Below are 24,630 nucleotides of genomic sequence, written 5' to 3' on the forward strand. Positions count from 1 at the left end.
GGAGGGGAAGAAGGGAGGGAAAAACGGAAGGAAGAGGGCGGGGACAATGGCGGAGAGGTGACCCCGGCCCTTGTGTGCCCTTGCGCCCCTTCGCGTCGGCCGATGTGCGCCCTTGGCGCCGGCCGAGCCGTGGCTCAGCCCTGGTCGCGCGGCCGCAGCCCGGGCCCCGGCTCCCCGTCGCCGTCCCGGTCCCGGTCGTCCCCGTCCCGTATCACCTCGCCCTGGATGACCGTGCCCCGCTCCGGGCGCTCCCGCCCGTCCCGGCGCTCCCACTGCTCACGGGCCTGCTGGAAGGGGTCGGACGGCGATCCGGGGACGAAGCCCATGCGGCGCGACAGCGCGCTCTCCGCGCGGCGCCGCAGCAGCGCCCGGGTCGGCGGGAACAGGCACACCAGCGCGGCCACGTCCGAGACCAGCCCCGGCACCATGAGCAGCAGCCCGCCGAGCATCGTGAAGGAGCTTCCCGGCCGCGCGGCGGGCTCCTCGGCGCCCGGCCGCATCGAACCGGCCAGGCTCTGCCACGCCCGGCGGCCGCCGCGCTTGACCACGGCCCCGCCCACCACCACGCCCGCGACCAGCAGCAGGAAGACGGTCAGCCCGCCGGCGACGTCCGCCACCAGGGTCAGCAGCCAGATCTCCAGCACCAGCCAGGCGGCGATCCCCAGCGGTACGAAGGTGCGGGCGCGTGAGCGCTTCGGGCGGGTCGGGTCGCTCTGCTGCGATGCGCCGGTCATCATGCCTCCAAGTGTGCCGGGGCCCGTGACCGATGCGGAGCGCGGGTCGCACGGCCAAGGGGATCGAGGGATCTCATGGGTTCCAACGCACGAGGGGTCCCGGAGGGTCCAGGAGCCTCGAGGAGACCGGGCGGAATCCGCGATCCGCGAAAGCGCGAGGTATCGGCGGCGGCGGGCCGGGTACCCGCCGCCGACGGAGGTGTCGAATGACGGCTGTGCTGGAGGTCCTCGTGTGGTGGGCGGCGCTGACCGGGATCTGGCTGGTGCTGATCAGCACCGTGGACCCCCTGGAGCTCCTGGTCGGGTCGGCCGCCGCGCTGGCCGCCGCCGTGCTCGCGCGCGCCGGGCGCCGGGCGGTGACGGACCGGTGAGCACCTCCGACGGCTGGCTGGCGGCGGCGCTGGTGCCGCTGCTCGCGCTCGTACCGGTGCTGTGGCGGATCGCCCACGGCTCGCCCAAGGACCGGCTGATCGGCCAGAACCTCACCTCGCTGCTGGCCGGTCTGGTGCTGCTGCTGGCCGCGCAGGGCTTCCAACGGACCTCGTACAACGATGTGGCGCTGGTGGTCAGCGTGCTCGGGCCCACCGGCACCCTGATCTACGCCCGCTTCCTGGACGTCCTGCCCGACTCCCGGCTGGTGCGCTGGACGGCGCTGGTCGGGGTGCCCGCCACGGTGCTGCCGCTGTGCGTGGCGACCGGGCCCGGCCGGGCCATGGTGAAGCTGCTGCTGATCGGCGCGCTGCTGATCGCGGGCAGCGTGGTGACCAGCGGCCGCGGCGGTAAGAGGGGCGTCACGGCATGACCGATGTGCTGATCGCCGTGGCGCTGCTGCTGGTCGCGGGCGCCGCCACCGCCGCCGTGCTCAACCGGGACCCGGTGCGGCAGGCGCTGGTGCTGTCCTTCCTCGGCCTGACGCTGGCCCTGCTGTTCACCTTCCTCCAGGCGCCGGACGTCGCGCTCTCGCAGCTCGCCGTCGGCTCCGCGGTGACACCCCTGATGATCCTGCTGACCGTGCGCAAGGTGCGCCGCCGCCCGGGGAGCGGCGACGGCGTGGACAAGCCGGCGGGCCGGGAGCGATGAGCTTCCGGGTCCGGCTGTGGGTCTTCCTGGTGGGCGCCGCCGGGTTCGCCGCGCTGTTCGCCGCGGCCTGTTTCGACCTGCCGGCGTTCGGCACCGTCCCGCACCCGTACGGCGCGCGGGCCGTGCACGCCGCACTGAGCCATCACACGGCCAATGTCATCGCGTCCGTCAACTTCGATCTGCGCGCCTTCGACACGCTCGGCGAGGAGACCATCCTCTTCTCGGCCGTCATCGGCACCGTGGTGCTGCTCCGCCAGGCCCGGGACGAGCACCGCAAGGATCCCGAGCCCGCCACGGTCCATCCCCCGGTGCGCCGGTTCGCGCTGCTGACGCTGCCGTTCGCGCTGCTGGTGGGCCTCTATGTGATCGCGCACGGCCAGATCAGCCCGGGCGGCGGCTTCCAGGGCGGGGTGGTCACGGCCACCGCCCTGCATCTGCTCTACATCGCCGCCGACTACCGGGCCCTGGAGCGGGTCCGCCCGCTGACCCTCTACGAGATCGGGGAGGCCGCGGGCGAGGCGGCGTACGTGATCACCGGGCTCGCGGCCGTCCTCGCGGGGTCGGCGTTCCTCGCCAACGTCCTGCCCTTCGGCACCATCGCGACCCTGTCCTCCGGCGGCACGGCGATGGTGCTCAACGCGGCCGTCGGCCTGGAGGTCACCAGCGGGATCGTGGTCCTGCTGGCCCGATTCCTGGACCAGGCGGTGGAGATCGAGGAGCCCGGGGAAGACGACGGGAGCCCGCGGGACACAGGGGACGGCGGGGGCAACGGAGACGACGAGAGGGAGCCAGCGTGACGGTCCTGCCGTATCTGGTCGCCGGATGGATCTTTCTGATCGGTGTGTACGGGCTGGTGACCAGCCGGGACCTGATCCATGCCGTGGGATGCCTGGCCGTCACCCAGTCCTCCACCTATGTGCTGCTGCTCGCCGTCGGCTACCGGAACGGCGGCACCGCACCGGTCTTCGCCGACGCGCCCACGGACAGCCGGGTGGTCGACCCGGTCGTCCAGGCGCTCACCCTCACCGACATCGTGGTCGGCGCGACCGTGACCGCGCTGCTGCTCGCGCTCGTCGTCCAGCTCCGCAAACGCCATGGCACGGTCGACCCGGACGCCCTGTCCGAGCTGAAGGGCTGACCGGGTGGACACCGCGCGACTGCTGCCGCTGGTGGTGGCGGTGCCGCTGCTGGGCGCCGCGGTGCTGGTGGCCACCGGACGGCGGCTGCCCCGGCTCGTCTCCGACATCGTGGGCTGCGCCTTCGCCGCCGCCACCGCCGCCATCGCGCTCCTGGTGCTGTTCCGGGCCGGTCACCCCGGACCGGGGACCTATCCGGTGGAGTGGGTGGGCGGCTGGCGGCGGGTGGGCATCGTGCTGGTCGGCGATCCGCTGGGGGCCGGGCTCGCGGCGCTGGTCTCGCTGCTCGTCGTCGCCGTCCTGGTCTACTCCTGGCGCTACTTCGAGGAGCCGCCGCGCCGTCACACCGGCTCCTTCCCCGCGCTGGTCCTGGTGTTCCAGGCGGGCATGTGCGGTTTCGCGCTGACCGGGGACCTGTTCAACGCGTTCGTCTTCTTCGAGCTGATGGGCGCGGCCGCCTACGCGCTGACCGGCTTCCGCGTCGAGGAGCCCAAACCGCTCCAGGGCGCGCTGGCCTTCGGAGTGGTGAACTCCCTCGGCGCCTACGTCACCCTGCTGGGCATCACCCTGCTGTACGCGCGCACCGGGGAGCTGGGGTTCGCCCAGATCGGGCGGCGGCTGGACACGGAGGGGCCGGACGGGCTGGTGCTCGCCGCGTTCGTCCTGGTGACCACCGGGCTGCTGGTGAAGGCGGCCGCCGTTCCGTTCCACTTCTGGCTGCCCGACGCCCACGCGGTCGCACCGACGCCGGTGTGCATGCTGCTGTCCGGGGTGATGGTGGAGCTCGGTGTCTACGGGGTCGCCCGGGTCTACTGGACGGTCTTCTCCGGGCCCGGCGGGCTCTCCCACCCCGACTTCACCCGCGCGCTGCTGGTGCTGGGCGTCCTCACGGCGCTGCTGGGCGCGGTGATGTGCTGGCAGCAGCGCCATCTCAAACGGCTGCTGGCGTTCTCGACCGTGGCCCACACCGGGCTGTTCCTGATCGGCGTGGCCGTGCTCACCCCCGAGGGGATCTCGGGCACGGCGCTGTACGTGCTGGGCCACGCGGGGGTGAAGGCGGCGCTCTTCGCCTGCGTCGGGGTGCTGCTGGACCGGTACGCGACCGTGGACGAGCACGAGCTGTTCGGCCGGGCCCGGGAGCTGCCCGCGGTCGGCGTGCTGTTCGCGGTGGGCGGGCTGGGCCTGTGCGGGCTGCCGCCGTTCGGCTCCGGGCTCGGCAAGGCCGCCGCCGAGGAGGCCGCGGGACACACCGCCGGATGGCTGCCCGCGCTCTACGTCCTGGTGTCAGCGGTGACCGGGGGCGCGGTGCTGCGCGCCGGGCTGCGGATCTTCGCCGGAGTGGGACGGCGGCCCCGGGAAGAGGAGGAGGGCGGCCCGGAGACCACCGGCGAGGAGGAGCCCGAGACCGGCGGCCGTCTTGTGCGCATCCCGGTGCCACTGCTGGCGGTGCCCGCCGCGTTGCTGGCCGGGTCGCTGGCCCTCGGGGTGATCCCGGCGGTCGGGTCCGCGGTGGGCCGGGCCGGGGCGCTGTTCACCGACACCGGCGGCTACCGCCGGACGGTCCTCGACGGACATACCGCGGCCGCCCCGGCGCATCTGCCACCGCACTGGCAGCTGACCGGGATCCTGCTCGGGCTGCTCTCCACGGCCCTCGCCATCACCCTGGCCACACTGGCGGTGCGGCGGCCGGTCCACACCGGGACGGCCGCGCTACTCGCGCCCGTACGACGACTACAGTCCGGGCATATCGGCGACTACGTCGCCTGGCTGATCGCCGGGACGGCGCTGCTCACGGTGCTCACCGTCCCGGGGGTCCGCTGAGCCGCCGGGGCCGGGGCGCGCCCGGTCCCGCGGGTCGGCGGTCAGCGGTGGCGCAGTGCCGAGATCAGCTGGCTCTTGGACATCTGGGACCTGCCCTCGATGCCCGCCTTCTGGGCCTCGCGGTACAGGTCCTCCTTGGTCCGCGTCTCCATGCCGCCGGACTTGGCGCCCCCACGGGCCGCCATGCGGCGCCCCGACGTCTTTCCGCTCTTGGCGGTCGCTTTGGCCATGTTCCGCCTCCTTCCGCCTCAAGTGTCCGGTACGGGGCGGAACATCGCCCGCGGGACTACTCCGAGCGCGGAAGGCGGCCCCGCGGCCGGGGACCGGAGGGCCCAGGAATCCCGGAGTCCTAAGCGGCCTCATTGAAGTCCGGTGCGGTTCGGGTGCGCCCCGAAGGGGCGCGGGGCTGTGTCGATATGCGGCTCCGCCGCGCGGGCGCGACCAGCCACGACGGCGCCGCGGACGATCGACGACAGGTCATGGCACTTCCCGCGGAGCGCTTAGGAATCCTTGGCATCCTTGCGGCCCAGCACCTTGTTGACCCGCGAGCCCACGCCCCAGGACATGACCCGCCAGGCCGCCTCCGTGACGATGTCGCGGCTCATCTTGCTCTCGCCGCGCTCGCGTTCGATGAAGGTGACCGGGACCTCGATGACGTGGAAGCCCGCCTTGATGGCCCGCCAGGCCAGGTCGATCTGGAAGCAGTAGCCCTGGGAGGCGACCTCGTCCATGCCGATGCCCTCGAGCGTCTCCTTGCGGAACGCGCGGTAGCCCGCCGTCATGTCGCGGATCGGGACGTCGAGGAGCAGTCGGGAGTAGGTGCTGCCGCCCCGGGAGATGAACTCGCGGGACTTGGGCCAGTTGACGATGCGGCCGCCGGGCACCCAGCGGGAGCCGATCACCAGGTCCGCGCCCTTGAGCGCGGTGAGCAGCCGGGGCAGCTCCTCGGGCTGGTGGGAACCGTCGGCGTCCATCTCCACCAGCACGCCGTAGCCGTGCTCGATACCCCAGCGGAACCCGGCCAGATAGGCGGCGCCGAGGCCCTCCTTGCCCTTGCGGTGCAAGACCTTGACGTGGTCGTCCTCGGCAGCCAGCTCATCGGCGACCTTGCCCGTGCCGTCCGGGCTGTTGTCGTCCGCGACGAGGATGTGCGCGTCCGGAACCGACTCCCGGACCCGCGCGACGATCGGCTTGATGTTCTCCGCCTCGTTGTAGGTCGGGATGATCACCAAGGTCGTGCCGAGCGGACCGTACTTCCGCCGGCCACCGTCGTCCTGGCCCTCGTTGCTACGGCGCGGCTCCTCGGCCTCGGCGCCGGCCTCCCCGGCCTTCGCGCTCGGCTCGTCGGCCTTGGTGCCAGGCTCCTCGGCCTCGCGTGCGTCGCTCACGGCTACTGCCCCTTCTTGTCCGTACGTCCCCGACGGCCGATCATGATCGCGGCCGCGCAGGACAGAACGCCCACCATAGCGAGCACCCACTCGGGGGTCGCACCGACGCGGTCGGCCAGGGTCTTGCCGTCACGCAGCGGGATGCGCGCGGTGAGCACATCTTGCGTGAATTCTTTCGTCCGCTGCTCGATCGTGCCATCCGGGGAGACCACGGCGCTGATCCCGCTCGTGGCCGCGGTGATCACGGGACGGCCGTGTTCGATCGCCCTCAGCCTGGACATGACCAGCTGCTGCTCGGGCTGGCCGCTGCGTCCATAGGTGGCGTTGTTGGTCTGGACGACGATCGCCCGGGCGCCCGCGTTGACCGTGTCGCGCACGATCTCGTCGTAGGCGACCTCGAAGCAGATCACATCGCCGAGCCGAGCCGGGCCGACGTTCAGCACACCGGTGTGGTCGCCGGGGTAGAAGTCGCGGGGCACCCGCTGGAGCCGGGTGATGATCTTGCTGAGCTCCTGGCGGAAGGGGACGTACTCACCGAAGGGCACCGGGTGCTGCTTGGTGTACGAGGCGCCGGGGCCGCGCTTCGGGTCCCAGACGATGCCCTGGTTCTCCACATAGCCCTGTTTGGTCGGATGGTCGACCAGGGCGCCGACCAGCACCGGAACGCCGATCGACTTCACGGCCTCGTCGATCCGGGCGTATGCCTCCCGATACTGGAAGGGATCGAGGTCGGAGGCGTTTTCCGGCCATATGACGAGATCGGGCTTGGCGATCCGGCCCGCCTTGATGTCCTTCGCCAGGTTCAGGGTCGCCTTCGCGTGGTTGTCGAGGATCATCATGGGGCGGCCCAGGAAGTCCATACCGGGCTGCTGCACATTGCCCTGGACGACAGCGATGTCGACCGAGTCGTCGGCGGCGGTGGGGATGGGCACCGCGAATCCGGCGGCCGTCACGGCGGCCGCGACGGCCACGGCCCCGGCGGCGGGCAGGGCGCGGCGCGGCGAGAAGCCCCCGGCCCCGCGCAGCCGCCACAGGGTGAGCGCGGCACCGGCGAGCGCTCCGCCCGTCAGGGCGACGCCGAACGTGACCAGCGGGGCGCCGCCGAGCGCGGCGAGCGGGGTGTAGGGCGAGCCGGTGTTGGCGAAGGCCAGCCGGCCCCAGGGGAAGCCGCCGAAGGGCACCCGGTCGCGGGCCCACTCCTCGGCGACCCACAGACAGGCCGTCCACAGCGGCCACAGGGCCGGTACGGGCAGCCGGGAGACCAGGGCCAGCCCCGCCCCCATCAGGGCGAGGAAGGCCGCCTCGATGATCGACAGGCCCACCACCGCGTCCCAGCCCACCACGCTGAGCCACTTCAGCAGCAGCAGGAAGAACGGCACCCCGAAGGCGAAGCCCGTCCAGGCGCCCTGGCGGGCGGTCCGGCCGTGGGTGAGCAGGGCCAGGGCGGCGACCGCCACCAGGGACAGCGGCCACACCCCGAACGGCGGGAAGGCGAGGCCGAGCGCGAGCCCACTGACCGCCGCGAGCGCGCTGCGCCGCGCCTCCCGGCGGGCGAGCAGCCCGAGGCGGCGCAGCCGCCCGGGCCGCCGCCCTCCAGCGGACGACGCGGAGGCACACCCGGAGGCGGCGGAGGCGGTCTCGGAGGCGGCGGCTGCGGCTCCGGACGCGGCGGCCCCGGTCGCGCCGGATTCGCCGCCCTCGGCGGCGTCACGGCCCCCCACGGCGTCACCGCCCCCCACGGGCTTACGGCCCTCGGCGGCGTCACCGCCCCCGACGGGATCACGACCCCCCACAGCGTCACCGCCCTCGGCGCCCTCGGCGCCCTCGGCGCCCTCCGTGGGCGGCGTGGCGGCGGAGCCGGTCGTCCGCTGACCCGGTCGGTCTGCGTCCGGCCCGGTGGGGGCGGCTTCGGCGGTGGTGTCGGAACCCGATGGCACGGTGCGGCCTTCCTACAGGTCGTGCTGTGGTGAGGTGACCGTATAACGCGGGCGCGCGGAAGTGGTCCCGAGGTGCGGATTGTGACCTCGGGGTAGAGAAACGCTTCGGCCATGGCGGGGGTTCCCTCGCCCGGCGGCGGCCCCGCCCCCGCGTCGGGGGGCGGTCCGCCGGTGTGCGCGTGCGGAGTGGGGGCCCGACGCCCTTCGGGCCGACCTGGGACCCGCTGGCTGCGGATCGACCGAGAGCCGTTGTCTACTGAGCGTCCGGGCCCCTCCCGGGTCGCACCTGCCGACCCGGCGATCCCTCCCTCGCCCCCGTGCACTGGACCTGGCTCCCAGTGGCGGCGCACCACGGTGGCGCGTCTCCCTCTGGCCCAGCGGCGTTCGACGACTTCGTGAAGATTCCCCGGTCGGGCGTCCTGTGGTGGACGAGCCCGAACCTACCGGCCACCGACCGCACCCTGTCAACAGCCACATGACCTGCGCCGTTTCCTCAAATGACCAGGTCAGTACGGACGGTGTTCAGATGCCACGACAGGCCGGGGGCTCATCGTTCGGCGGTACGGGGCGCCCGCGCGTCACTCGTCCGGCCGGAGGTGGACGGTGCGTCCGCCCACCACCGTGCGGACGCAGACGGGCAGTTGACCGCCGGGGGTGAGGTCGGGCAGACCGGGGGTGCCGGAGCGGGGGTCGGTGGACCAACCGGCGACCCGCGTGTCGGGCACCTGCACGATGAGCTCACCGGTCCGCCAGATCGCGTAGTCGGCGGGCGCGCCGGGCGCCAGGACGCCCGCGTCGTCCCGTCCGATGGCCCGCCAGCCGCCGCGGGTGTGGGCGGTGAAGGCGGCGCGGACGGAGATCCGGTGCTCCGGGGTGCGGTGGAAGGCGGCGGCGCGCACGGTGCCCCAGGGGTCGAGCGGGGTGACGGGGCTGTCGGAGCCGAGCGCCAGGGGCACTCCGGCGCGCAGCAGCGCCGCGTAGGGGTTGAGGGTGCGGGCCCGCTCGGGGCCGAGCCGCTGGGCGTACATGCCGTCCTCGCCGCCCCACAGCCGATCGAAGGCGGGCTGGACGGAGGCGGTGAGGCCGAGGTCGGCGAAGGCCGCGACGGTCTCGGGGGTGAGCATCTCGGCGTGTTCGACGCGGTGCCGGGCGGCGCGCACACGGGCGAGCCCGACCGTGTCGGCGGCGGTCCGCACGCCCTCGACGACGGCCGTGACGGCGGCGTCGCCGATGGCGTGGAAACCGGCCTGGATCCCGGCCTCGGTGCAGGCGGTGACATGGGCGGCGACGGCCGCCGCGTCCAGGTAGGCGGTGCCGGTGTGCGGCGTGTCGGCGTAGGCCTGGTGGAGACACGCCGTGTGCGAGCCGAGCGCCCCGTCGACGAAGAGGTCGCCGGCCGCGCCGATGGCGCCGAGTTCGCGCACCTTGTCCAGGTCGGCGGCGCCGCGCGCGGCCTCGGCCCAGTAGCCGTACACCCGCGGCCCCGGCTCCTCGGCGGCGAGCCGGAGCAGCCCGGTGAGGTCGTCCTCGGAGGAGATGTCGGGCCCGGCGCATTCGTGGAGGGTGCCGATGCCGAGCGAGGCGGCGCGGGCGAGGGCGGCCCGCTGGGCGTCGGCCCGCTGCCGCTCGGTGACGACCGCGTGGGCGGCGGCGCGTACGGCGTGGTGGGCGGCGCCGGTCAGCGGCGTGTCGGGGTGGTACCCGGCCAGGTCCGACACGCCGGGGACGAGGTCGAGGAGCGCGGTGGTGACGACGGCGGAGTGCACATCGACGCGGGTGAGATAGAGCGGGCGGCCGCCCGTCGCCCGATCGAGCTCGGCCCGGGAGGGCGGCCGTCCCTCGGGCCAGCGGGCGGCGTCCCAGCCGTGGCCGAGCAGCACCCGGTCGGCGGGGTGGGCGGCGGCGTGGGCGCGCACCCGCTCCAGCGCGTCGGCGAGCGTACCGGCGCCGGTGAGATCGAGTCCGGTGAGGGCGAGTCCGGTCGCGGTGGTGTGCACATGCGCATCGGTGAAGGCGGGCGTCACCAGCGCCCCGTCCAGCTGGATGACCTCGTCCACACCGTCCGCGAAGCCGTCCGCGGCCCCTTCGGAGCCGACCCAGGCGATGGTGCCTCGTTCGACGACCATCGCGGTCGCGAACGGATCGGCGGGGCTGTGGACCTCACCCCCGCGCAGCAGGACGGTACGGCCTTCGGGGGCCTGGGCGGGGGTCGGGTCGTTCACGGCGGGCTGCCTCGATGGGGGTATGCGACGAGGGGTGTCGGACGGGCGTGACGGGGGTGTCGGACAGGCGTTCAGACGCGCGGCGGGCGCGCCTCGTAGGGCGTGGAGAGGACCACGGTGGTGCGGGTGGAGACACCCGCCAGCGAGCGGATCCGGCTGAGCAGGTGCTCCAGCTCCAGCGGGGTCGCGACGCGCACCTTGAGGATGTAGTTCTCGTCCCCCGCGACGCTGTGGCACGCCTCGATCTCGGGCACCTCGGCGAGCCGCTCGGAGATGTCGTCGGGCGCGCTGGGGTCGAAGGGTTTGACCGAGATGAACGCGGTAAGGGGAAGCCCGACGGCCTCGGGGTCCACGACGGCGGCATAGCCGCGGATCACGCCCCGCTGTTCGAGACGGCGAACCCGCTGGTGCACGGCCGATGTGGACAGGCCGGTGGCCTTGCCCAGGTCCGTGTAGCTCATCCGGCCGTCCTTGACGAGCAGCTCCACGATCTGTCTGTCCAACTCCTCCACAGCCGATCACCTTATGTGGTCGGGAGGGCTCCGGCACAACGGGTGGGCGCCGGGTGGCCACCGGACGGGCACAGCGGACATAGCCGCCGCTACGCCGCACCTGCACCGGGCATGTGACGAACGCCACATGTCCTCATGGGTGTCCTATGAGATGTGGCGATTACCTATGCGGCCGCGAGGGAAATGCTTGCTGTGGTCGAGGCCGACGCGCCTGGCCAGCCCACCCGAGGGGGAAACTCATGCCTCATCTCGAGCGCCTCGACGCAGGCGACATCGATACCGACGAGATCCACGACACCTACGAGATGTTCCGGGTGATCTGCCCGGACTGCGCGCGCCCCATCGCGCTCCTCGCCGACGAGGACGTCCTTCCCGAGCACGCGCTGTGCTCGTCCCCGTGGGACCCGTTCGGGCTCACGGTCTGCGCCGGCACCGGCCGCCGGGTGGCCGACGCCGAGCCCGCCGACGCGTCGCTGGACGCGCTCGAGCGGGACGCCGCGCTGCTGCTGACGCTTCCGGCGGGTCTGGACTGGCGGACGCAGCCGTTCTCCCACCTCGGCGGCCCGGGCTCCCGCCCGGTGCGCTTCCCGGTGACGCGGCGGTAGCGAAACGGCGGGGGCGCAGGCCGCGCCCCCTACCGACACACCGGCCTCAGCCGACCTCAGGCCCCGCGAGAGCGCGGGCGATCACCACCCGCTGGATCTGGTTGGTGCCCTCCACGATCTGGAGGACCTTCGCCTCGCGCATATAGCGCTCGACCGGGAAGTCCACCGTGTAGCCGTATCCGCCCAGCAGTTGGACGGCATCGGTGGTGATCCGCATCGCGGCATCCGTGCAGAACAGCTTGGCCATCGCCGCCTGCTTGGAGAACGGCCGCCCCGCGTCCCGCAGCCGTGCCGCCGTCAGATACAGGGCGCGCCCGGCCTCGATCTGCGTGGCCATGTCGGCGAGCATGAAGCGCAGGCCCTGGAAGTCGGCTATCGGCCGGCCGAACTGCCGCCGCTGCGCGGTGTACGCGAGCGCCTCGTCCAGCGCCGCCTGGGCGACGCCGACGGCGCAGGCCGCGATGCCGAGACGGCCCGCGTCGAGCGCGGACAGGGCGATCGCGAACCCCTGGCCCTCCTCGCCGATGCGGCGCGCGTCGGGCACCCGCACCCCGTCGAGGTGGATCTGGGCGGTCGGCGAACCGGCCATGCCCATCTTGTGCTCGGGCGCGGCCGCCGAGAGCCCGGGGGCGTCGCCGGGCACGAGGAAGGCGCTGATGCCGCGGGTGCGCTCGGGGCCGGTGCGGGCGAGCACGGTGTAGAAGTCCGCGATGCCGCCGTGGGTGATCCACGCCTTGGTGCCCTCGAGCGTCCAGGTGTCCCCGTCGCGGGTGGCCCGGGTGGTGAGCCCGGCCGCGTCGGAACCGGAGGAGGGCTCGGAGAGGCAGTACGCGCCGAGCAGTCCGCCGCCCAGCATCGCGGGAAGGTGCTCGGCCAGCTGCTCCTTGCTGCCGTAGCCGGCGAGGGCGTGGCAGGCCAGGGTGTGGACGCTGACGCCGAGGCCGACGGTCAGCCGGGCCGCGGCGAGCTCCTCGAGGACCTGGAGGTAGACCTCGTACGGCTGGTCGCCGCCGCCGAACTCCTCGGGGTGGACCAGCCCCAGCAGCCCGGACTCGGACAGCAGGGTGAACAGCTCGCGGGGGAAGCGCCCGGCGGCCTCCTCCTCGGCGGCCCGGGGCTTGATCTCCCGTTCGATCAGCTCGCGGACGAGCGAGATCAGGTCGCGGGCCTCTTCGGTGGGCAGCTCACGCTCCACCGGCTGCGGGCCGTGATCGGTCATGGCGGCGCTCTCCTCTCCCCTGGTCAGGCGCTGCGGCGGCGTGCGCCGGGGTGAGGCGGCGCCACCGGTGTTGCTGCCGCCTGCCGGTCGGCCCGTCGGATCGCGAACGGTGATGACCTGCACCGCGGCGGTTGGAGTATGCCCGATCCGGAGCCTTCCGGTACCGGTCGCCCGATCTTCAACCAAATTCGCGCATGGCCACCCACCACCTTCCTCCACGCACCCCCACAACGTCGCACGCATGGAGCAAATTGGCCCAGACCATTGACCCCACTGGTCTAGTCCTTCTACCTTTTCCCCACCCTGCCCTGCGCGTTCATGTCAAGCTGTGGGCAGGTCGTCGGGCAGTTCACTCTCCCCTCACCCCCCACCGAGGAGATTCCATGCTCAGACCAGGCAGACTGTCCGCCGCGCTCGCGGCGATCTGTACGGCGGTGCTGACCGCCACCCTGCTCGCGGGCTCGGCAGCGGCCGGTGAACCCCGGAGCGCCGACATACCCAAGGCCACGTCCGAGGCCGCCAAGGCCCCCACGACGAAGGCCGCCGGGAACAAGGTGGTCGGCTACTTCACCGAATGGGGCATCTACCAGCGCAACTACCACGTCAAGAACGTCGAGACCTCGGGCTCGGCCGCCAAGCTCACCCACATCAACTACGCCTTCGGCAACGTCACCGGCGGCAAGTGCGCCATCGGCGACTCCTACGCCGACTACGACAAGGCGTACGACGCGGCGAGCAGCGTCGACGGCAAGGCCGACACCTGGGACGCGGGCGCCCTGCGCGGCAACTTCAACCAGCTGCGCAAGCTCAAGAAGCTCCACCCCGGCCTGAAGGTGCTGTGGTCCTTCGGCGGCTGGACCTGGTCCTCCGGGTTCAGCGAGGCCGCCAAGAACCCCGCGGCCTTCGCCCAGTCCTGCTACGACCTGGTCGAGGACCCGCGCTGGGCGGATGTCTTCGACGGCATCGACATCGACTGGGAGTACCCCAACGCCTGCGGCCTCACCTGTGACACCAGCGGTAAGGACGCCTTCAAGAAACTGATGTCCGCCGTGCGCGCCAAGTTCGGTTCGTCCAACCTGGTGACCGCGGCGATCACGGCCGACGGCTCCTCCGGCGGCAAGATCGAGGCCGCCGACTACGCGGGCGCCGCGCAGTACGTCGACTGGTACAACCCGATGACGTACGACTTCTTCGGCGCGTGGGCCGCGCAGGGCCCCACCGCCCCGCACTCCCCGCTCAACTCCTACAACGGCATTCCGCAGCAGGGCTTCAACACCGACGCCGCCATCAGCAAGCTCAAGGGCCTCGGCATCCCGGCCTCGAAGCTCCTGCTGGGCATCGGCTTCTACGGGCGCGGCTGGAGCGGTGTCACCCAGGACGCCCCCGGTGGCACGGCGACCGGCGCCGCGCCCGGCACCTATGAAGCGGGCATCGAGGACTACAAGGTGCTCAAGGGCTCCTGCCCGGCGACCGGCAAGGTCGCGGGCACGGCCTACGCGCACTGCGGCAACCAGTGGTGGAGCTATGACACCCCCGCCACCATCGCCGGGAAGATGAACTACAAGCAGCAGCAGGGCCTGGGCGGCACCTTCTTCTGGGAGCTCAGCGGCGACACCTCGAACGGTGAGCTGATCAAGTCCATCAGCTGACCCCACAGCGACGCCCCTGATCGACGCGGGCGGGGAGCCATCACCGGCTCCCCGCCCGCTTCGTCGTGCGCGCCCGCGCACACCGGGCCCATCGGCGTCAAGCGTTCAAGCGGCGCACGAGGGGGCGCGAGGAGCGTATGTGGAGAACACCCCCCGGTAACGCCGCGTACTCCCTCCGTGAACGCGCTCCGTCCGGGGCTCGTACCTCAACGCGGCTTGTTCTGGCTATTGCGGGGCATCCGCCCCACAAGGAAATCTGAGCGCACGGGTGGCCCGCTCCACTCCGCGCGCGTGAACCAAAGGAACGATCATGAGCTCCGAGCAGTGCCCGAGCTGTGGCGGCCAACTCGCCGTGAATCAGGACGGGTGGAAGATCTGCCACTCCTGCGGCTATGCCTCCCCGCCCGGTGTCGTGCCCGCCCCCTCCCTGCCCGCGCATACCTGACCTGCCGACTCCTCCCGCCGTCCGATCCATGAAAGCCTGAGACTTCGCACCTCCGCACCCCCGCACCCCCCGTGTTCCGCCCCTCCGTACCGCTGAGCGAGGCACCATGGTCAATCCCTGGCTGGCGATGGCGTCAGGCACCGACCCCGCTGAGCGCACCCGCGACGTGCGCCGCGCCCATGAGGCGTTTCTGACGGAGGGGGCGGTGAGTCCGGCCGTACGGCCGGTGGTGGCGGAGTCCTGGCGGCGCTCGGCCGACGCCCGGGTCACCCAGGAGTGCAAGGCGCCGATCGACCTGGCGGACGACGCGCTGGACACCTATCGCGCGGACCATCCGCTGGCCCGGGTGATGCCGCTGTTCCGGGAGTTGCTGGGCACCATCGCCTACGACGGGGCCCATCTGCTCGCGGTCTGCGACGAGCAGGGCCGGCTGCTGTGGGTGGAGGGGCACGCGGGGGTGCGGAACCGGGCCGAGGGGATGAACTTCGTGGCCGGGGCGCGCTGGGACGAGCGCCACGCGGGCACCAACGCGCCCGGGACGGCGCTCACCGTCGACCACGCGGTGCAGATCTTCGCCACCGAGCACTTCAACCGCAGTGTGCAGCCGTGGACCTGCGCCGCCGCCCCGCTCCACGATCCGCACACCGGGCGGCTGCTGGGCGCGGTGGACATCACCGGCGGGGACCATCTGGCCGCCCCGCACAGCCTCGCCCTGGTCCAGGCGACCGCCCGCGCCGCCGAGGCCCAGCTGGGCGCCGAGCCGCCGCGGACGCGCACGCCGCGGATCTCGCTGACGGCGCTGGGGCGAGACGAGGCGCTGCTGGTCGTCGACGGGCGGCGGCTGCGGCTCGGGCGGCGGCACAGCGAGATCATGGTGCTGCTGGCCGGCCATCCGGAGGGGCTGTCCGGCGACCGGCTGACGCTCGAGCTGTACGGGCCACGGGCCGACGACCGCTCCCCGGTGACACTGCGGGCCGAGCTGTCCCGGCTGCGCCGTCTGGTGGGCCCGCTGCTCGGCTCGCGCCCGTACCGGCTCTTGACACCCGTGCGCACCGATCTGGCCGACGCCGCCGAGGCGTTGGCCTCCGGCGACGCGTACACGGCGCTGCGGGCGTACACCGGACCGCTGCTGCCGCTGTCGGAGGCGCCGGGGGTGTGCCGGATGCGGCGGGTGCTGGAGGACGGGCTGCGGCGCGCCGTGCTCTCCCACGGCGACCCTGAGCTGCTGCGACGCTGGGGGCAGACGCCGTGGGGCGAGGACGATCTGGAGGTCGCGGAGGCGCTGCTGACCACGCTTCCGGCGCATGCGCCGGGGCGGGTGGCGCCGGCGGCGCGGGTGCGGCGGCTGCGGGAGCTGTACGGGCTGCCGGGCGGCGCGCCACACCAGGGCGGCTATGACGGCGGAGCCCCGTTGCACCAAGGCGGGCATGAGGACGGAGCCCCGCGGCACCAAAGCGGCCATGACGACGGAGCCCGGCACCAAAGCGGTCATGACCACGGAGCCCCGCGGCAAGGGGGCGGCCACCGGGACGCAACGTCCGCGCAACGTGGCCGCACCTAGCCTCCCCGTCGGCTCCGCCCGTGTCGGCGCGGGCGGAGCCTGGACGCGCGTACCGACGACGCGTCCGGCAACGGGACCCACCACGCGTACACCAGGGAGGCCGCCCCATGACGCGTTTCGCAAGCCCCGGCTCCGAGGGCTCGGTCGTCACCTATCAGCCGCGCTATGACCACTGGATCGGCGGGGAGTACGTACCGCCGGCCCAGGGCCGCTACTTCGAGAACCCCACCCCCGTCAACGGGCAGCCCTTCACCGAGATCGCCCGCGGCACCGCCGAGGACGTCGAGCGGGCCCTGGACGCCGCCCACGCGGCCGCCCCCGCCTGGGGCCGTACGGCGCCCGCCGAGCGCGCCTCGGTGCTGCTGAAGATCGCCGATCGGATGGAGCAGAACCTGGAGGCCCTCGCGGTCGCCGAGAGCTGGGAGAACGGCAAGCCGGTACGGGAGACGCTGGCCGCCGACATCCCGCTCGCCATCGACCACTTCCGCTACTTCGCGGGGGCCATCCGGGCGCAGGAGGGCAGCCTCTCCGAGATCGACCACGACACGGTCGCGTACCACTTCCATGAGCCGCTGGGCGTGGTCGCCCAGATCATCCCGTGGAACTTCCCCATCCTGATGGCCACGTGGAAGCTGGCCCCGGCGCTGGCCGCCGGCAACGCGGTGGTGCTGAAGCCGGCCGAACAGACGCCCGCGTCGATCCACGTCTGGATGAACCTGGTGGCCGATCTGCTGCCGCCGGGTGTGGTCAACATCGTCAACGGCTTCGGTGTGGAGGCCGGGAAGCCGCTGGCGTCCAACTCCCGGGTGGCCAAGGTCGCCTTCACCGGCGAGACCACCACCGGCCGCCTGATCATGCAGTACGCGAGCGAGAACCTGATCCCGGTCACCCTGGAGCTCGGCGGCAAGAGCCCGAACATCTTCTTCGACGATGTCTCGGCCACCGACGACGACTTCATGGACAAGGCCCTGGAAGGGTTCACCATGTTCGCCCTCAACCAGGGCGAGGTGTGCACCTGTCCCTCGCGCGCCCTGGTCCAGGGCGGCCACTACCAGGCGTTCATGGACGCGGCCGTGGCCCGTACGGAGAAGATCGCGCAGGGGCATCCGCTGGACACCGACACCATGATCGGCGCCCAGGCCTCCAACGACCAGCTCGAGAAGATCCTGTCGTACCTGGACATCGGCCGTCAGGAGGGCGCCCGCGTCCTCACCGGCGGCAGCCGCGCCGAGCTCGGCGGTGAGCTGGAGGGCGGCTACTACGTCGAGCCCACGATCTTCGAGGGCGACAACCGTATGCGGGTCTTCCAGGAGGAGATCTTCGGGCCGGTGGTCGCGGTGACCCGGTTCGGCGACTTCGACGACGCGATCGGGATCGCCAACGACACCCTCTACGGCCTGGGCGCGGGAGTCTGGACCCGGGACGGCTCGACCGCGTACCGCGCCGGGCGCGCCATCCAGGCGGGCCGGGTGTGGACCAACTGCTACCACGCCTACCCGGCGCACGCCGCCTTCGGCGGCTACAAGCAGTCCGGGATCGGCCGCGAGACCCACAAGATGATGCTGGACCACTACCAGCAGACGAAGAACCTGCTGGTGTCGTACTCGCCGAAGAAGCTCGGCTTCTTCTGAGCACCGCGACAGGGCGCCTGACCGAGCGGATGCCGGTCAGGCGCCTTCGGTCACCAGGCCGAAACCCTTGACGTTTCACATGGCTGGTTTCTACTCTCGCTGCACCGCGTAGTCGGCGGTTCCAGCAGTTCACGTGCTGCGGCGCTTTCCGCAGTTTTTGGCAGGCACAGACATAGACCACCTGTCGGTGGCTTCGTCGTGCCTTTTTCTGTGCTCCCCGTGCCGCCGGTAGGTCTTCCTCGAAGGCGGATTCATGGCACAACGTGCGAGCGTCAGAAGCGTCGCCGACGTCGTTGCGCTCATCGATGGGCTGGGAAAGATCACCGGCCGGGCGCAGATCATCTGGTTTCTCGTGTTCGGCGGGCTGTTCCTCGACGCCTACTCGAACGCGGCGCTGAGCGCCGGTCTGGGGCCCATGACGACCCAGATGGAGCTCACCAGCACCCAGGTCTCGATCCTCACGGCAACCGCTCCGGCGCTGGCCATCATCTTCAACCCCCTCGGTGGCTGGCTCGCGACACGCATCGGTCGCGTTCCCCCACTGCTCATCGCCAAGGTGTTCGCGCTCGCGGGTGGCCTGCTCGCCGCGTTCGCCGGTGGTTTCACCCTCGTGTGGCTGGGCCGGGTCCTGGTGGGTGTCGCGTACGGCATCGACTTCGCGGTCGCCATGGCGCTGCTCGCCGAGTACACGCCCGCGAAGCTCGGCGGCCGGCTCAACCTGTGGCAGGCCGTCTGGTACGTCGCCACCACCAGCAACCTCGCCCTGGCCCTGGTCTTCTTCAACCTGGACGTCGGCGCCGACATCTGGCGCTGGTCGGTCGGCTCGGCTGCGGTCGTCGCCGTCGCGCTGCTGCTGAGCCAGGCGCTGATGCTCAAGGAAAGCCCCACCTGGCTGGCGAGCAAGGGCCGGCTGGACGAGTGTGTCACCAATCTGGAGCGGATCTACGGGATCGAGGCCGTCGTCGGTACGCCCGACACGATGACCCGCACCGCGGCTCAGGCACCGGTCATCGGGTTCCGCCAGACCGGGCTTCTGTTCAAGGGCGAGTACCTGCCGCGCACGATCCTGTCATCGGTGATCTCGCTCGGGCAGTCAATGCAGTACTTCGCGGTCGGTTGGTACCTCCCGCTGATCAGCCTGACGATCTTCGGCGAGAGCTTCGAGAAGGCCACCATCGGCTCGATGGTGTTCAACGCCTTCGGTATCGCGGGCGGGCTGCTGTCCGCGTACTTCGGCCGCCGCCTCGGGCTGCGGCTCAGCTCCGCCGCCGGTTTCGCCGGGGTCTTCGTGGCCCTGGTGGCGATGGGGCTGACCTTCGAGAAGGTGCCCACGGCGGTGGCGTTCCTGCTGCCGGTGCTGTTCATCCTCTGCCACTCGGCGGGCCCCGGCGCCAACGGCAAGTCCATCGCCGCGCTCTCCTACACCAGTGACGTCCGCGCCCTGGGCACCGGTGTCACCGGGATGGTCGGCAGCTTCGGCAGCGTCGCCGGCCTGTATGTGTTCCCGCAGATCAAGGACTCGCTCGGACTCGCCGACACCTTCCTGGTGCTGTCCGTCGTGCCACTGCTCGGCCTGATCACCTGTCTGGTGATCACATGGGATCCGACGAAGGCCGCCTCGCCCGACGAGGTCGCCGGACAGGACCTCGACGCCGCCGCGGTGCCCTCCGTGGCCGCGCGCTGACCCACCCGGACCTGACCCGGGTCCCCTCCCCTGCCGTGTCCGTCCCTTCCGTATCCCTTCCCGCCGCCTCCGTCCCCTCCCCATCCCTCCGCACGGCTCGCTCGCGATGCTCGAATGAAAGGGCTGCCATGACCCAGACGTTCCCCGGGGCCTCCCCACGGCGCGGTGTGCTGTCCATCGACGAGGGCACCACGGGCACCCGGGCCGGAGTCGTGCTCGACTCGGGCGCCGCCCACAAGGTGTTCTACCGGCCGATCAAGGTCAGCCATCCGAATGACCTCTCGGTCGAGCAGGACCCGATGGAGATCTGGACCGCCACCCTCGAGGTGGCGCGCCGGGCCGTCGGCGGGGCACGCGAGGACGGCATCGAGATCACCTCGGTCGCGCTGTCCACACAGCGGGCCACGGCGATGCTGTGGGACCGGGTCACCGGGCGGCCGCTGCTGCCCGCGGTGGTGTGGCAGGACCGCCGGTACGCACATGAGCTCACCGCCTACGAGGCGGAGTGGGACGCCGTCCTGCTGGCCCGGCAGGGCCGGCCGGTCGGCGCCCGCGCCCCGTTCCTCTGGGCCGCCCGGCAGATCGCCGCGCACCCGGAGGTGGCCGAGGCGCACCGGGCGGGACGGCTGCTCTTCGGCACCGTCGACACCTGGCTGATCTGGCGCCTCACCGGTGGCGCCGTGCACGCCACCACCCCGACCAACGCCGCGTCCACCGGTGGCTACCTGCTGGAGCGGCACGCCTGGGACGAGGCATGGATCGGCCACCTCGGCTTCCCCCTCGGCCTGCTGCCGGAGCTGCGCTCCGACGACACCGGTTTCGGTACGACCGACCCGGCCGCCCTCGGTATCGCCGTCCCGCTGGCCGCCTCCATGGGCGACCAGCACGCCGCGCTCGTCGCGCTCGGCGGTCTCGCCGCCGGGCAGGGCATGTGCATGTACGGGACCGGCGCGTTCGTCGACGCGGCGACCGGCACCACGCCCGCCCTGCCCCGGCCGGACATCTCCGGGGTGCTCGCCCAGCCCGGCCGGCGGCAGGGCGGCATCAGCCACTACAGCCTGGAGGCGTACAGCTCCACCGTGGGTTCGGCGCTGCGCTGGCTCTGTGACGATCTGGGCCTGTTCGCGTCGCCGAAGGAGCTCGGTGAGGAAGCGGGCCGGGTCCCCACCCGGCCGGGCCGCACCCCGCGTTTCGTCCCGTCGCTCGCCGGGGTCCGTACGCCGGTCTGGCACCCGGAGGCCACCGCGGCCCTCACCGGGCTCACACTCGCCACCACGCGCGCCGATCTCGCCCGCGCCGTGCTCGACGGGGTCGCGCATTCGGTGTGCGACCTGATCGACGGGGTCGCCGACACCATGGGCTCCCCGTTCACCCGGCTCCGGATCGGCGGCGGCGTCTCCGGCAGCGACCCGCTGATGCGGATCCAGGCCGATCTGACCGGCCTGCCGCTGGAACGGGTCGCCGACTCCGCCACCGCGAGCCTGCGCGGCACCGCCTATCTGGCCGGGGTCGCCCAGGGTCTGTGGTCCTCGCTCGAAGAGGTGGTCGCGGAGCAGCCGCGGGGCCGGGTCTTCGAGCCGTCGATCACCTCGGCCGAGCGCACCGAGTCGCGCACCGCCTGGCGCGATGTGCTGATCGCCCAGCTCAACGACCCCGCGCTGCTCCCCCTGCGGGAGGGCCCGCCCGAATCTCACACCCCCCACTGACGGCCCCCGGCCGTCGGACCGGCGGCCCGCACACGACGGCGGGGCCGCCGAACCGAAACACCAGGAGTTGATGTTGTGATCACCATGCCCGCCCGGAAACCGCGGCGCACCGCCGCGGCGACCCGCCGGACACCGCTGCTGCTCGACCGGGCCGCCCTCAAGCGCCAACTGGCCGACGACACCTACGACGTGCTCGTCATCGGAGGTGGCATCACCGGGGCGTACGCCGTGCTCGACGCCGCCTCGCGCGGTCTGCGCGCGGCCCTGATCGAGAAGGACGACTTCGCCTCCGGCACCTCGTCGAAGTCGTCGAAGATGGTGCACGGCGGTCTGCGCTACATCGAGCAGGGCAACGTCAATCTGGTCCGCCACTCGCTCCTGGAGCGCCACCGCTTCCGGAAGAACGCCCCGCACCTGGTGCACCGGCTGCCGTTCCTCTTCCCGATCCTGGAGAAGGAGGGTGTCTTCGACGCCCGCCTCGCCAAGGGCTTCGAGGGCCTGCTGTGGACGTACGACCTGGTCGGCGGATGGCGGATCGGCAGGCTCCACCAGCGGCTCACCGTTCCCGAGGTGCTCGCCCAGGCTCCGACGCTGCGGGCCGAGAGCCTCAAGGGCGGGCTGATGTACTTCGACGCCCGCACCGATGACGCCCGGCTCGTCCTCACCATCGTCCGCACCGCCGCCGCGCTCGGCGCGACGGTTCTCAACGGGGCCAAGGCCGAGGGTCTGCTGACGCGGGCGGACAAGGTGTCCGGTGCCCGGGTCACAGCGGACGGCGACACCTTCGACATCCGCGCGCGGGCCGTCGTCAACGCCACCGGGGTGTGGACCGACGAGCTCGACGCGAAGGCGGACGACGGTCACCAGCCGCAGGTCCGCCCGGCCAAGGGGGTGCACATCGTGGTCCCCTGGGACAAGCTGCGGATCAACTGCACGGTCACCGTGCCGATCCCCGGCCGGGCCCGCCGCGCCACCTGCACCCGCTGGGGCAACAGCGTCGTCCTGGGCACCACCGACGAGGACTACCAGGGCTCCCCGGACGATGTGCACTGCACCCGCGAGGAGATGGACTTCCTGCTGGAGGGCGCCAACACCGCCTTCGACGGAAAGCTCACCCCGGACGACGTGGTCGGCTCCATCGGCGGTCTGCGCCCGCTGGTCGGCGGCAAGGAGGGCGCCACCCTCGATATGCGCCGCGACCACCACATCACCGTAGGCCGCACCGGCATGGTGACGGTGACCGGCGGGAAGCTCACCACCAGCCGGCACATGGGTGAACTCGTCATCGACAAGGTGATGACGGTCCTCGGCCGTAAGGCGAAGAGCCGCACCACCGACCTCCCGCTCCTCGGCGGCGCCGGTTACGACTCCGAGGCCGTCGCCGCGTCCGGTGGCATCGCCGCCCACCTGGGCGAGCGCTTCGGCACCGAGGCCCGCTTCGTCGGCGACCTCATCCAGGACGACCCGTCGCTGGCCGAGCCGATCGTCGCCGGACTCCCGTACACCCGGGCGGAGGTCGTGTACGCGGCCCGTGCCGAGCTGGCCCGGTCGGTCGACGACGTCCTCTCCCGCCGCACCCGCGCCCGGCTGTTCGCCCGGGACGCCTCCACCGACGCCGCCGAGGCCGTCGGCGCGCTCCTCGGCCAGGAACTGAACCTCACGGAGGCGGAGGTCGAGCGCTCGGTCGCCGAGTACCTCGACGCCGTCCGTCACGAAAAGTCCGTACTCCTCGAAGGGGCAGCAGCATGATCAGCCGCCAGACCATCACCCACCCGTTCAACCGGGGCGACTACACCGTCGGCGCCCCCAGCTTCGCCACGTGGGCGCGGAACACCCCGATCGGTGACGGCGAGGCCGCGCTCCAGGCGGACCCGGTCGAGGTCCCCGAGTCCGTGGTCGAGGCGCTGCGCGAGGCCGCGCACGCGGTGCACACCTCCCGCGACGAGGTGGTCACCCGGACCCGTGACTGGTGGGCCGGTTCGATGATCGGCGAGACCGAGGGCCGTCCCGCCACCCCGAACGCCGTGATCGTGGAGGCCGCCGACGCCGACCAGGTCGCGTCCGTGCTGCGCATCTGCCACGAGGCGGGCATCCCGGTCACCCCCTCCGCGGGTCGCTCCAACGTCACGGGCGCGGCCCTCCCCGTCTTCGGCGGCGTCGTCCTGGACGTGTGCGGGCTGAACCAGATCACCGGCTTCGACGCCGAGTCGAACATCGTGGACGTCCAGGCCGGGACGTTCGGCGACCTCTTCGAGAAGCGGCTCCAGGAGGAGTACGGCGTCACCACCGGCCACTGGCCGTCCGCGTTCGCCGTCTCCACCGTCGGCGGCTGGATCGCCTGCCGCGGCGCCGGTCAGCTCTCCACGCGCTACGGCAAGATCGAGGACATGGTCATCGGCGTCGACGTCGTACACGCGGACGGTACGCGTGCCACGTACGGCGACTACGCCCGCGCCGCGGTCGGCCCGGACCTGCGCCAGCTGTTCATCGGCTCCGAGGGCACCCTCGGCGTCATCGTCTCGGCCCGGCTGCGGGTCCACCCGCTGCCGGAGTACGCCGACGCCGCCGCGTACGGCTTCACGACCTTCGCGGAGGGCCTGGACGCCTGCCGCACGATCATGCAGCGCGGCGCCACCCCGGCCGTCCTGCGCCTGTACGACACCCTGGAGTCCGGCACCCACTTCGGCCACCCCGAGACCAACCTCCTGCTCATCGCCGACGAGGGTGACCCGGCCATCGTCGACGCCTCGATCAGGGTGGCGAAGGAGGTCTGCGAGAGTTACGGCCCCGAGCTGGACAGCCAGGCCGTCTTCGAGCGCTGGCTGGACGAGCGGATGCTGGTCGGCAAGTCCGCCGAAGGCTTCAAGCCGAGTCCGGGCCTGGTCGCCGACACCCTGGAGATGGCCGCGTCCTGGACCGACCTCCCGGCGATCTACGACGAGGTGGTCGCCGCGATCCAGGCGGTGGACGGCACCCTGGCCGCCTCGGCTCACCAGTCCCACGCGTACACCGACGGCGCCTGCGTCTACTTCTCGCTGCGTGGCGATGTGGCGCCCGAGTCGCGCCGCGACTGGTACCGCTCGGTGTGGGACGCGGCCAACGCCGTACTGATCAAGCACGCGGCGGCGCTCAGCCACCACCACGGCTGCGGACTGCTGCGCGGCCCCTACCTGGAGGAATCCCTCGGGGCCGGCTTCGCGACGTTCGTCGCGGTGAAGCGGGCCCTGGACCCGGCCGGCCTCCTCAACCCTGGCAAGCTGGGCCTTCCCAGCCGCTTCGGCACCTCACCGCTGAGCTGAC

At 72.3% G+C, this 24,630-nt stretch carries 22 protein-coding genes; 15 read left to right on the top strand and 7 right to left on the bottom strand.

Translation table 11 applies throughout. The features are described from left to right. Nucleotides 1-134: 134 nt before the first annotated feature. Nucleotides 135-737 (bottom strand): FxsA family membrane protein, encoded by a 603-nt coding sequence (gene fxsA, locus ACT2CW_RS08750; protein WP_445516150.1) that lies wholly within the window; start codon nucleotides 735-737, stop codon nucleotides 135-137. Nucleotides 738-940: 203 nt separating this feature from the next. Here fxsA and ACT2CW_RS08755 point away from each other — a divergent pair, with 203 nt between their 5' ends. Genes ACT2CW_RS08755 through ACT2CW_RS08780 form a run of 6 tightly spaced genes read left to right on the top strand, consistent with a single transcriptional unit; the run spans nucleotide 941 to nucleotide 4,771 of the window. Then, nucleotides 941-1,105 carry a hypothetical protein gene (locus tag ACT2CW_RS08755; protein WP_445516151.1) on the top strand — a complete coding sequence of 55 codons (165 nt, stop codon included), beginning with the start codon at nucleotides 941-943 and terminating at the stop codon, nucleotides 1,103-1,105. Further along, nucleotides 1,102-1,536: an MrpF/PhaF family protein gene (locus ACT2CW_RS08760; RefSeq protein ID WP_445516152.1), complete on the top strand. Its 435-nt coding sequence runs from the start codon at nucleotides 1,102-1,104 to the stop codon at nucleotides 1,534-1,536. Before ACT2CW_RS08755 ends, ACT2CW_RS08760 begins: the two co-directional genes overlap by 4 nt. Then, nucleotides 1,533-1,814, top strand: coding sequence for a Na(+)/H(+) antiporter subunit B (locus tag ACT2CW_RS08765; protein WP_037965280.1), 282 nt, complete (start codon nucleotides 1,533-1,535; stop codon nucleotides 1,812-1,814). Before ACT2CW_RS08760 ends, ACT2CW_RS08765 begins: the two co-directional genes overlap by 4 nt. Further along, nucleotides 1,811-2,611 carry an MnhB domain-containing protein gene (locus tag ACT2CW_RS08770; protein WP_445516153.1) on the top strand — a complete coding sequence of 267 codons (801 nt, stop codon included), beginning with the start codon at nucleotides 1,811-1,813 and terminating at the stop codon, nucleotides 2,609-2,611. Before ACT2CW_RS08765 ends, ACT2CW_RS08770 begins: the two co-directional genes overlap by 4 nt. After that, a complete protein-coding gene (locus ACT2CW_RS08775) occupies nucleotides 2,608-2,952 on the top strand; it encodes a sodium:proton antiporter (RefSeq protein WP_037965275.1) in 345 nt (114 codons plus the stop codon). The genes ACT2CW_RS08770 and ACT2CW_RS08775 overlap by 4 nt, the downstream gene beginning before the upstream one ends. Before the next feature lie 4 nt (nucleotides 2,953-2,956). Continuing rightward, the gene (locus ACT2CW_RS08780) at nucleotides 2,957-4,771 is read left to right on the top strand and encodes a complex I subunit 5 family protein (protein WP_445516154.1); all 1,815 of its coding nucleotides are present in this window, start codon (nucleotides 2,957-2,959) and stop codon (nucleotides 4,769-4,771) included. A 41-nt stretch (nucleotides 4,772-4,812) separates the two neighbouring features. On the opposite strand, the gene ACT2CW_RS08785 is transcribed toward ACT2CW_RS08780, so the two are convergent. The 5 genes from ACT2CW_RS08785 to ACT2CW_RS08805 form a co-directional block, all read right to left on the bottom strand. After that, on the bottom strand, nucleotides 4,813-5,001 hold the full coding sequence (locus ACT2CW_RS08785) for a Rho termination factor N-terminal domain-containing protein (RefSeq protein WP_020866919.1): 189 nt from the start codon (nucleotides 4,999-5,001) through the stop codon (nucleotides 4,813-4,815). A 270-nt stretch (nucleotides 5,002-5,271) separates the two neighbouring features. Then, complete coding sequence (locus ACT2CW_RS08790) at nucleotides 5,272-6,003, bottom strand: polyprenol monophosphomannose synthase (RefSeq protein ID WP_166483121.1); 732 nt, start codon at nucleotides 6,001-6,003, stop codon at nucleotides 5,272-5,274. Between the two features lie 158 nt (nucleotides 6,004-6,161). Further along, nucleotides 6,162-8,096, bottom strand: a complete 1,935-nt coding sequence (gene lnt / locus ACT2CW_RS08795; RefSeq protein ID WP_445516155.1) for an apolipoprotein N-acyltransferase — start codon at nucleotides 8,094-8,096, stop codon at nucleotides 6,162-6,164. A gap of 578 nt (nucleotides 8,097-8,674) precedes the next feature. Continuing rightward, nucleotides 8,675-10,222 carry an amidohydrolase gene (locus ACT2CW_RS08800; protein ID WP_445516237.1) on the bottom strand — a complete coding sequence of 516 codons (1,548 nt, stop codon included), beginning with the start codon at nucleotides 10,220-10,222 and terminating at the stop codon, nucleotides 8,675-8,677. A gap of 167 nt (nucleotides 10,223-10,389) precedes the next feature. Then, nucleotides 10,390-10,830 carry an Lrp/AsnC family transcriptional regulator gene (locus ACT2CW_RS08805; RefSeq protein WP_020866923.1) on the bottom strand — a complete coding sequence of 147 codons (441 nt, stop codon included), beginning with the start codon at nucleotides 10,828-10,830 and terminating at the stop codon, nucleotides 10,390-10,392. A gap of 239 nt (nucleotides 10,831-11,069) precedes the next feature. Between ACT2CW_RS08805 and ACT2CW_RS08810 the strand changes: the two genes are divergently transcribed. Further along, nucleotides 11,070-11,435 (top strand): hypothetical protein, encoded by a 366-nt coding sequence (locus ACT2CW_RS08810; protein WP_086886552.1) that lies wholly within the window; start codon nucleotides 11,070-11,072, stop codon nucleotides 11,433-11,435. 46 nt (nucleotides 11,436-11,481) lie between these two features. Here the strand turns inward: ACT2CW_RS08810 and ACT2CW_RS08815 are convergent, their stop codons facing one another. Continuing rightward, nucleotides 11,482-12,654 carry an acyl-CoA dehydrogenase family protein gene (locus tag ACT2CW_RS08815; protein WP_164425142.1) on the bottom strand — a complete coding sequence of 391 codons (1,173 nt, stop codon included), beginning with the start codon at nucleotides 12,652-12,654 and terminating at the stop codon, nucleotides 11,482-11,484. 383 nt (nucleotides 12,655-13,037) lie between these two features. On the opposite strand from ACT2CW_RS08815, the gene ACT2CW_RS08820 reads away from it, so the two are divergent. The 8 genes from ACT2CW_RS08820 to ACT2CW_RS08855 all read left to right on the top strand — a co-directional run bounded on the left by ACT2CW_RS08820 (nucleotide 13,038) and on the right by ACT2CW_RS08855 (nucleotide 24,629). Beyond that, nucleotides 13,038-14,303, top strand: a complete 1,266-nt coding sequence (locus ACT2CW_RS08820) for a glycoside hydrolase family 18 protein (RefSeq protein ID WP_445516156.1) — start codon at nucleotides 13,038-13,040, stop codon at nucleotides 14,301-14,303. Nucleotides 14,304-14,613: 310 nt separating this feature from the next. Then, nucleotides 14,614-14,748 (top strand): hypothetical protein, encoded by a 135-nt coding sequence (locus tag ACT2CW_RS08825; RefSeq protein WP_262704163.1) that lies wholly within the window; start codon nucleotides 14,614-14,616, stop codon nucleotides 14,746-14,748. Nucleotides 14,749-14,854: 106 nt separating this feature from the next. Then, nucleotides 14,855-16,309, top strand: coding sequence for a GAF domain-containing protein (locus ACT2CW_RS08830; protein ID WP_445516157.1), 1,455 nt, complete (start codon nucleotides 14,855-14,857; stop codon nucleotides 16,307-16,309). Nucleotides 16,310-16,416: 107 nt separating this feature from the next. Next, complete coding sequence (gene adh / locus ACT2CW_RS08835; protein ID WP_445516158.1) at nucleotides 16,417-17,940, top strand: aldehyde dehydrogenase; 1,524 nt, start codon at nucleotides 16,417-16,419, stop codon at nucleotides 17,938-17,940. A 253-nt stretch (nucleotides 17,941-18,193) separates the two neighbouring features. Next, nucleotides 18,194-19,624: an MFS transporter gene (locus ACT2CW_RS08840; RefSeq protein WP_445516159.1), complete on the top strand. Its 1,431-nt coding sequence runs from the start codon at nucleotides 18,194-18,196 to the stop codon at nucleotides 19,622-19,624. Between the two features lie 128 nt (nucleotides 19,625-19,752). Further along, a complete protein-coding gene (locus tag ACT2CW_RS08845) occupies nucleotides 19,753-21,330 on the top strand; it encodes an FGGY family carbohydrate kinase (protein ID WP_445516160.1) in 1,578 nt (525 codons plus the stop codon). Nucleotides 21,331-21,405: 75 nt separating this feature from the next. Further along, entirely contained in the window at nucleotides 21,406-23,079 is a 1,674-nt protein-coding gene (locus tag ACT2CW_RS08850) for a glycerol-3-phosphate dehydrogenase/oxidase (RefSeq protein ID WP_164425132.1), read from the top strand. After that, entirely contained in the window at nucleotides 23,076-24,629 is a 1,554-nt protein-coding gene (locus tag ACT2CW_RS08855; protein WP_445516161.1) for an FAD-binding oxidoreductase, read from the top strand. The genes ACT2CW_RS08850 and ACT2CW_RS08855 overlap by 4 nt, the downstream gene beginning before the upstream one ends. The last annotated feature ends 1 nt before the right edge of the window (nucleotide 24,630 follow it).

The sequence above is a fragment of the Streptomyces sp. NEAU-174 genome, from assembly GCF_052665095.1.

Coding starts and splice junctions, on each gene's coding strand:
- fxsA (WP_445516150.1), bottom strand. CDS start 737: ATGATGACCGGCGCATCGCAGCAGAGCGACCCGACCCGCCCGAAGCGC.
- ACT2CW_RS08755 (WP_445516151.1), top strand. CDS start 941: ATGACGGCTGTGCTGGAGGTCCTCGTGTGGTGGGCGGCGCTGACCGGG.
- ACT2CW_RS08765 (WP_037965280.1), top strand. CDS start 1,533: ATGACCGATGTGCTGATCGCCGTGGCGCTGCTGCTGGTCGCGGGCGCC.
- ACT2CW_RS08770 (WP_445516153.1), top strand. CDS start 1,811: ATGAGCTTCCGGGTCCGGCTGTGGGTCTTCCTGGTGGGCGCCGCCGGG.
- ACT2CW_RS08785 (WP_020866919.1), bottom strand. CDS start 5,001: ATGGCCAAAGCGACCGCCAAGAGCGGAAAGACGTCGGGGCGCCGCATG.
- ACT2CW_RS08800 (WP_445516237.1), bottom strand. CDS start 10,222: ATGGTCGTCGAACGAGGCACCATCGCCTGGGTCGGCTCCGAAGGGGCC.
- ACT2CW_RS08810 (WP_086886552.1), top strand. CDS start 11,070: ATGCCTCATCTCGAGCGCCTCGACGCAGGCGACATCGATACCGACGAG.
- ACT2CW_RS08815 (WP_164425142.1), bottom strand. CDS start 12,654: ATGACCGATCACGGCCCGCAGCCGGTGGAGCGTGAGCTGCCCACCGAA.
- ACT2CW_RS08820 (WP_445516156.1), top strand. CDS start 13,038: ATGCTCAGACCAGGCAGACTGTCCGCCGCGCTCGCGGCGATCTGTACG.
- ACT2CW_RS08825 (WP_262704163.1), top strand. CDS start 14,614: ATGAGCTCCGAGCAGTGCCCGAGCTGTGGCGGCCAACTCGCCGTGAAT.
- ACT2CW_RS08830 (WP_445516157.1), top strand. CDS start 14,855: ATGGTCAATCCCTGGCTGGCGATGGCGTCAGGCACCGACCCCGCTGAG.
- adh (WP_445516158.1), top strand. CDS start 16,417: ATGACGCGTTTCGCAAGCCCCGGCTCCGAGGGCTCGGTCGTCACCTAT.
- ACT2CW_RS08840 (WP_445516159.1), top strand. CDS start 18,194: ATGGCACAACGTGCGAGCGTCAGAAGCGTCGCCGACGTCGTTGCGCTC.
- ACT2CW_RS08845 (WP_445516160.1), top strand. CDS start 19,753: ATGACCCAGACGTTCCCCGGGGCCTCCCCACGGCGCGGTGTGCTGTCC.
- ACT2CW_RS08855 (WP_445516161.1), top strand. CDS start 23,076: ATGATCAGCCGCCAGACCATCACCCACCCGTTCAACCGGGGCGACTAC.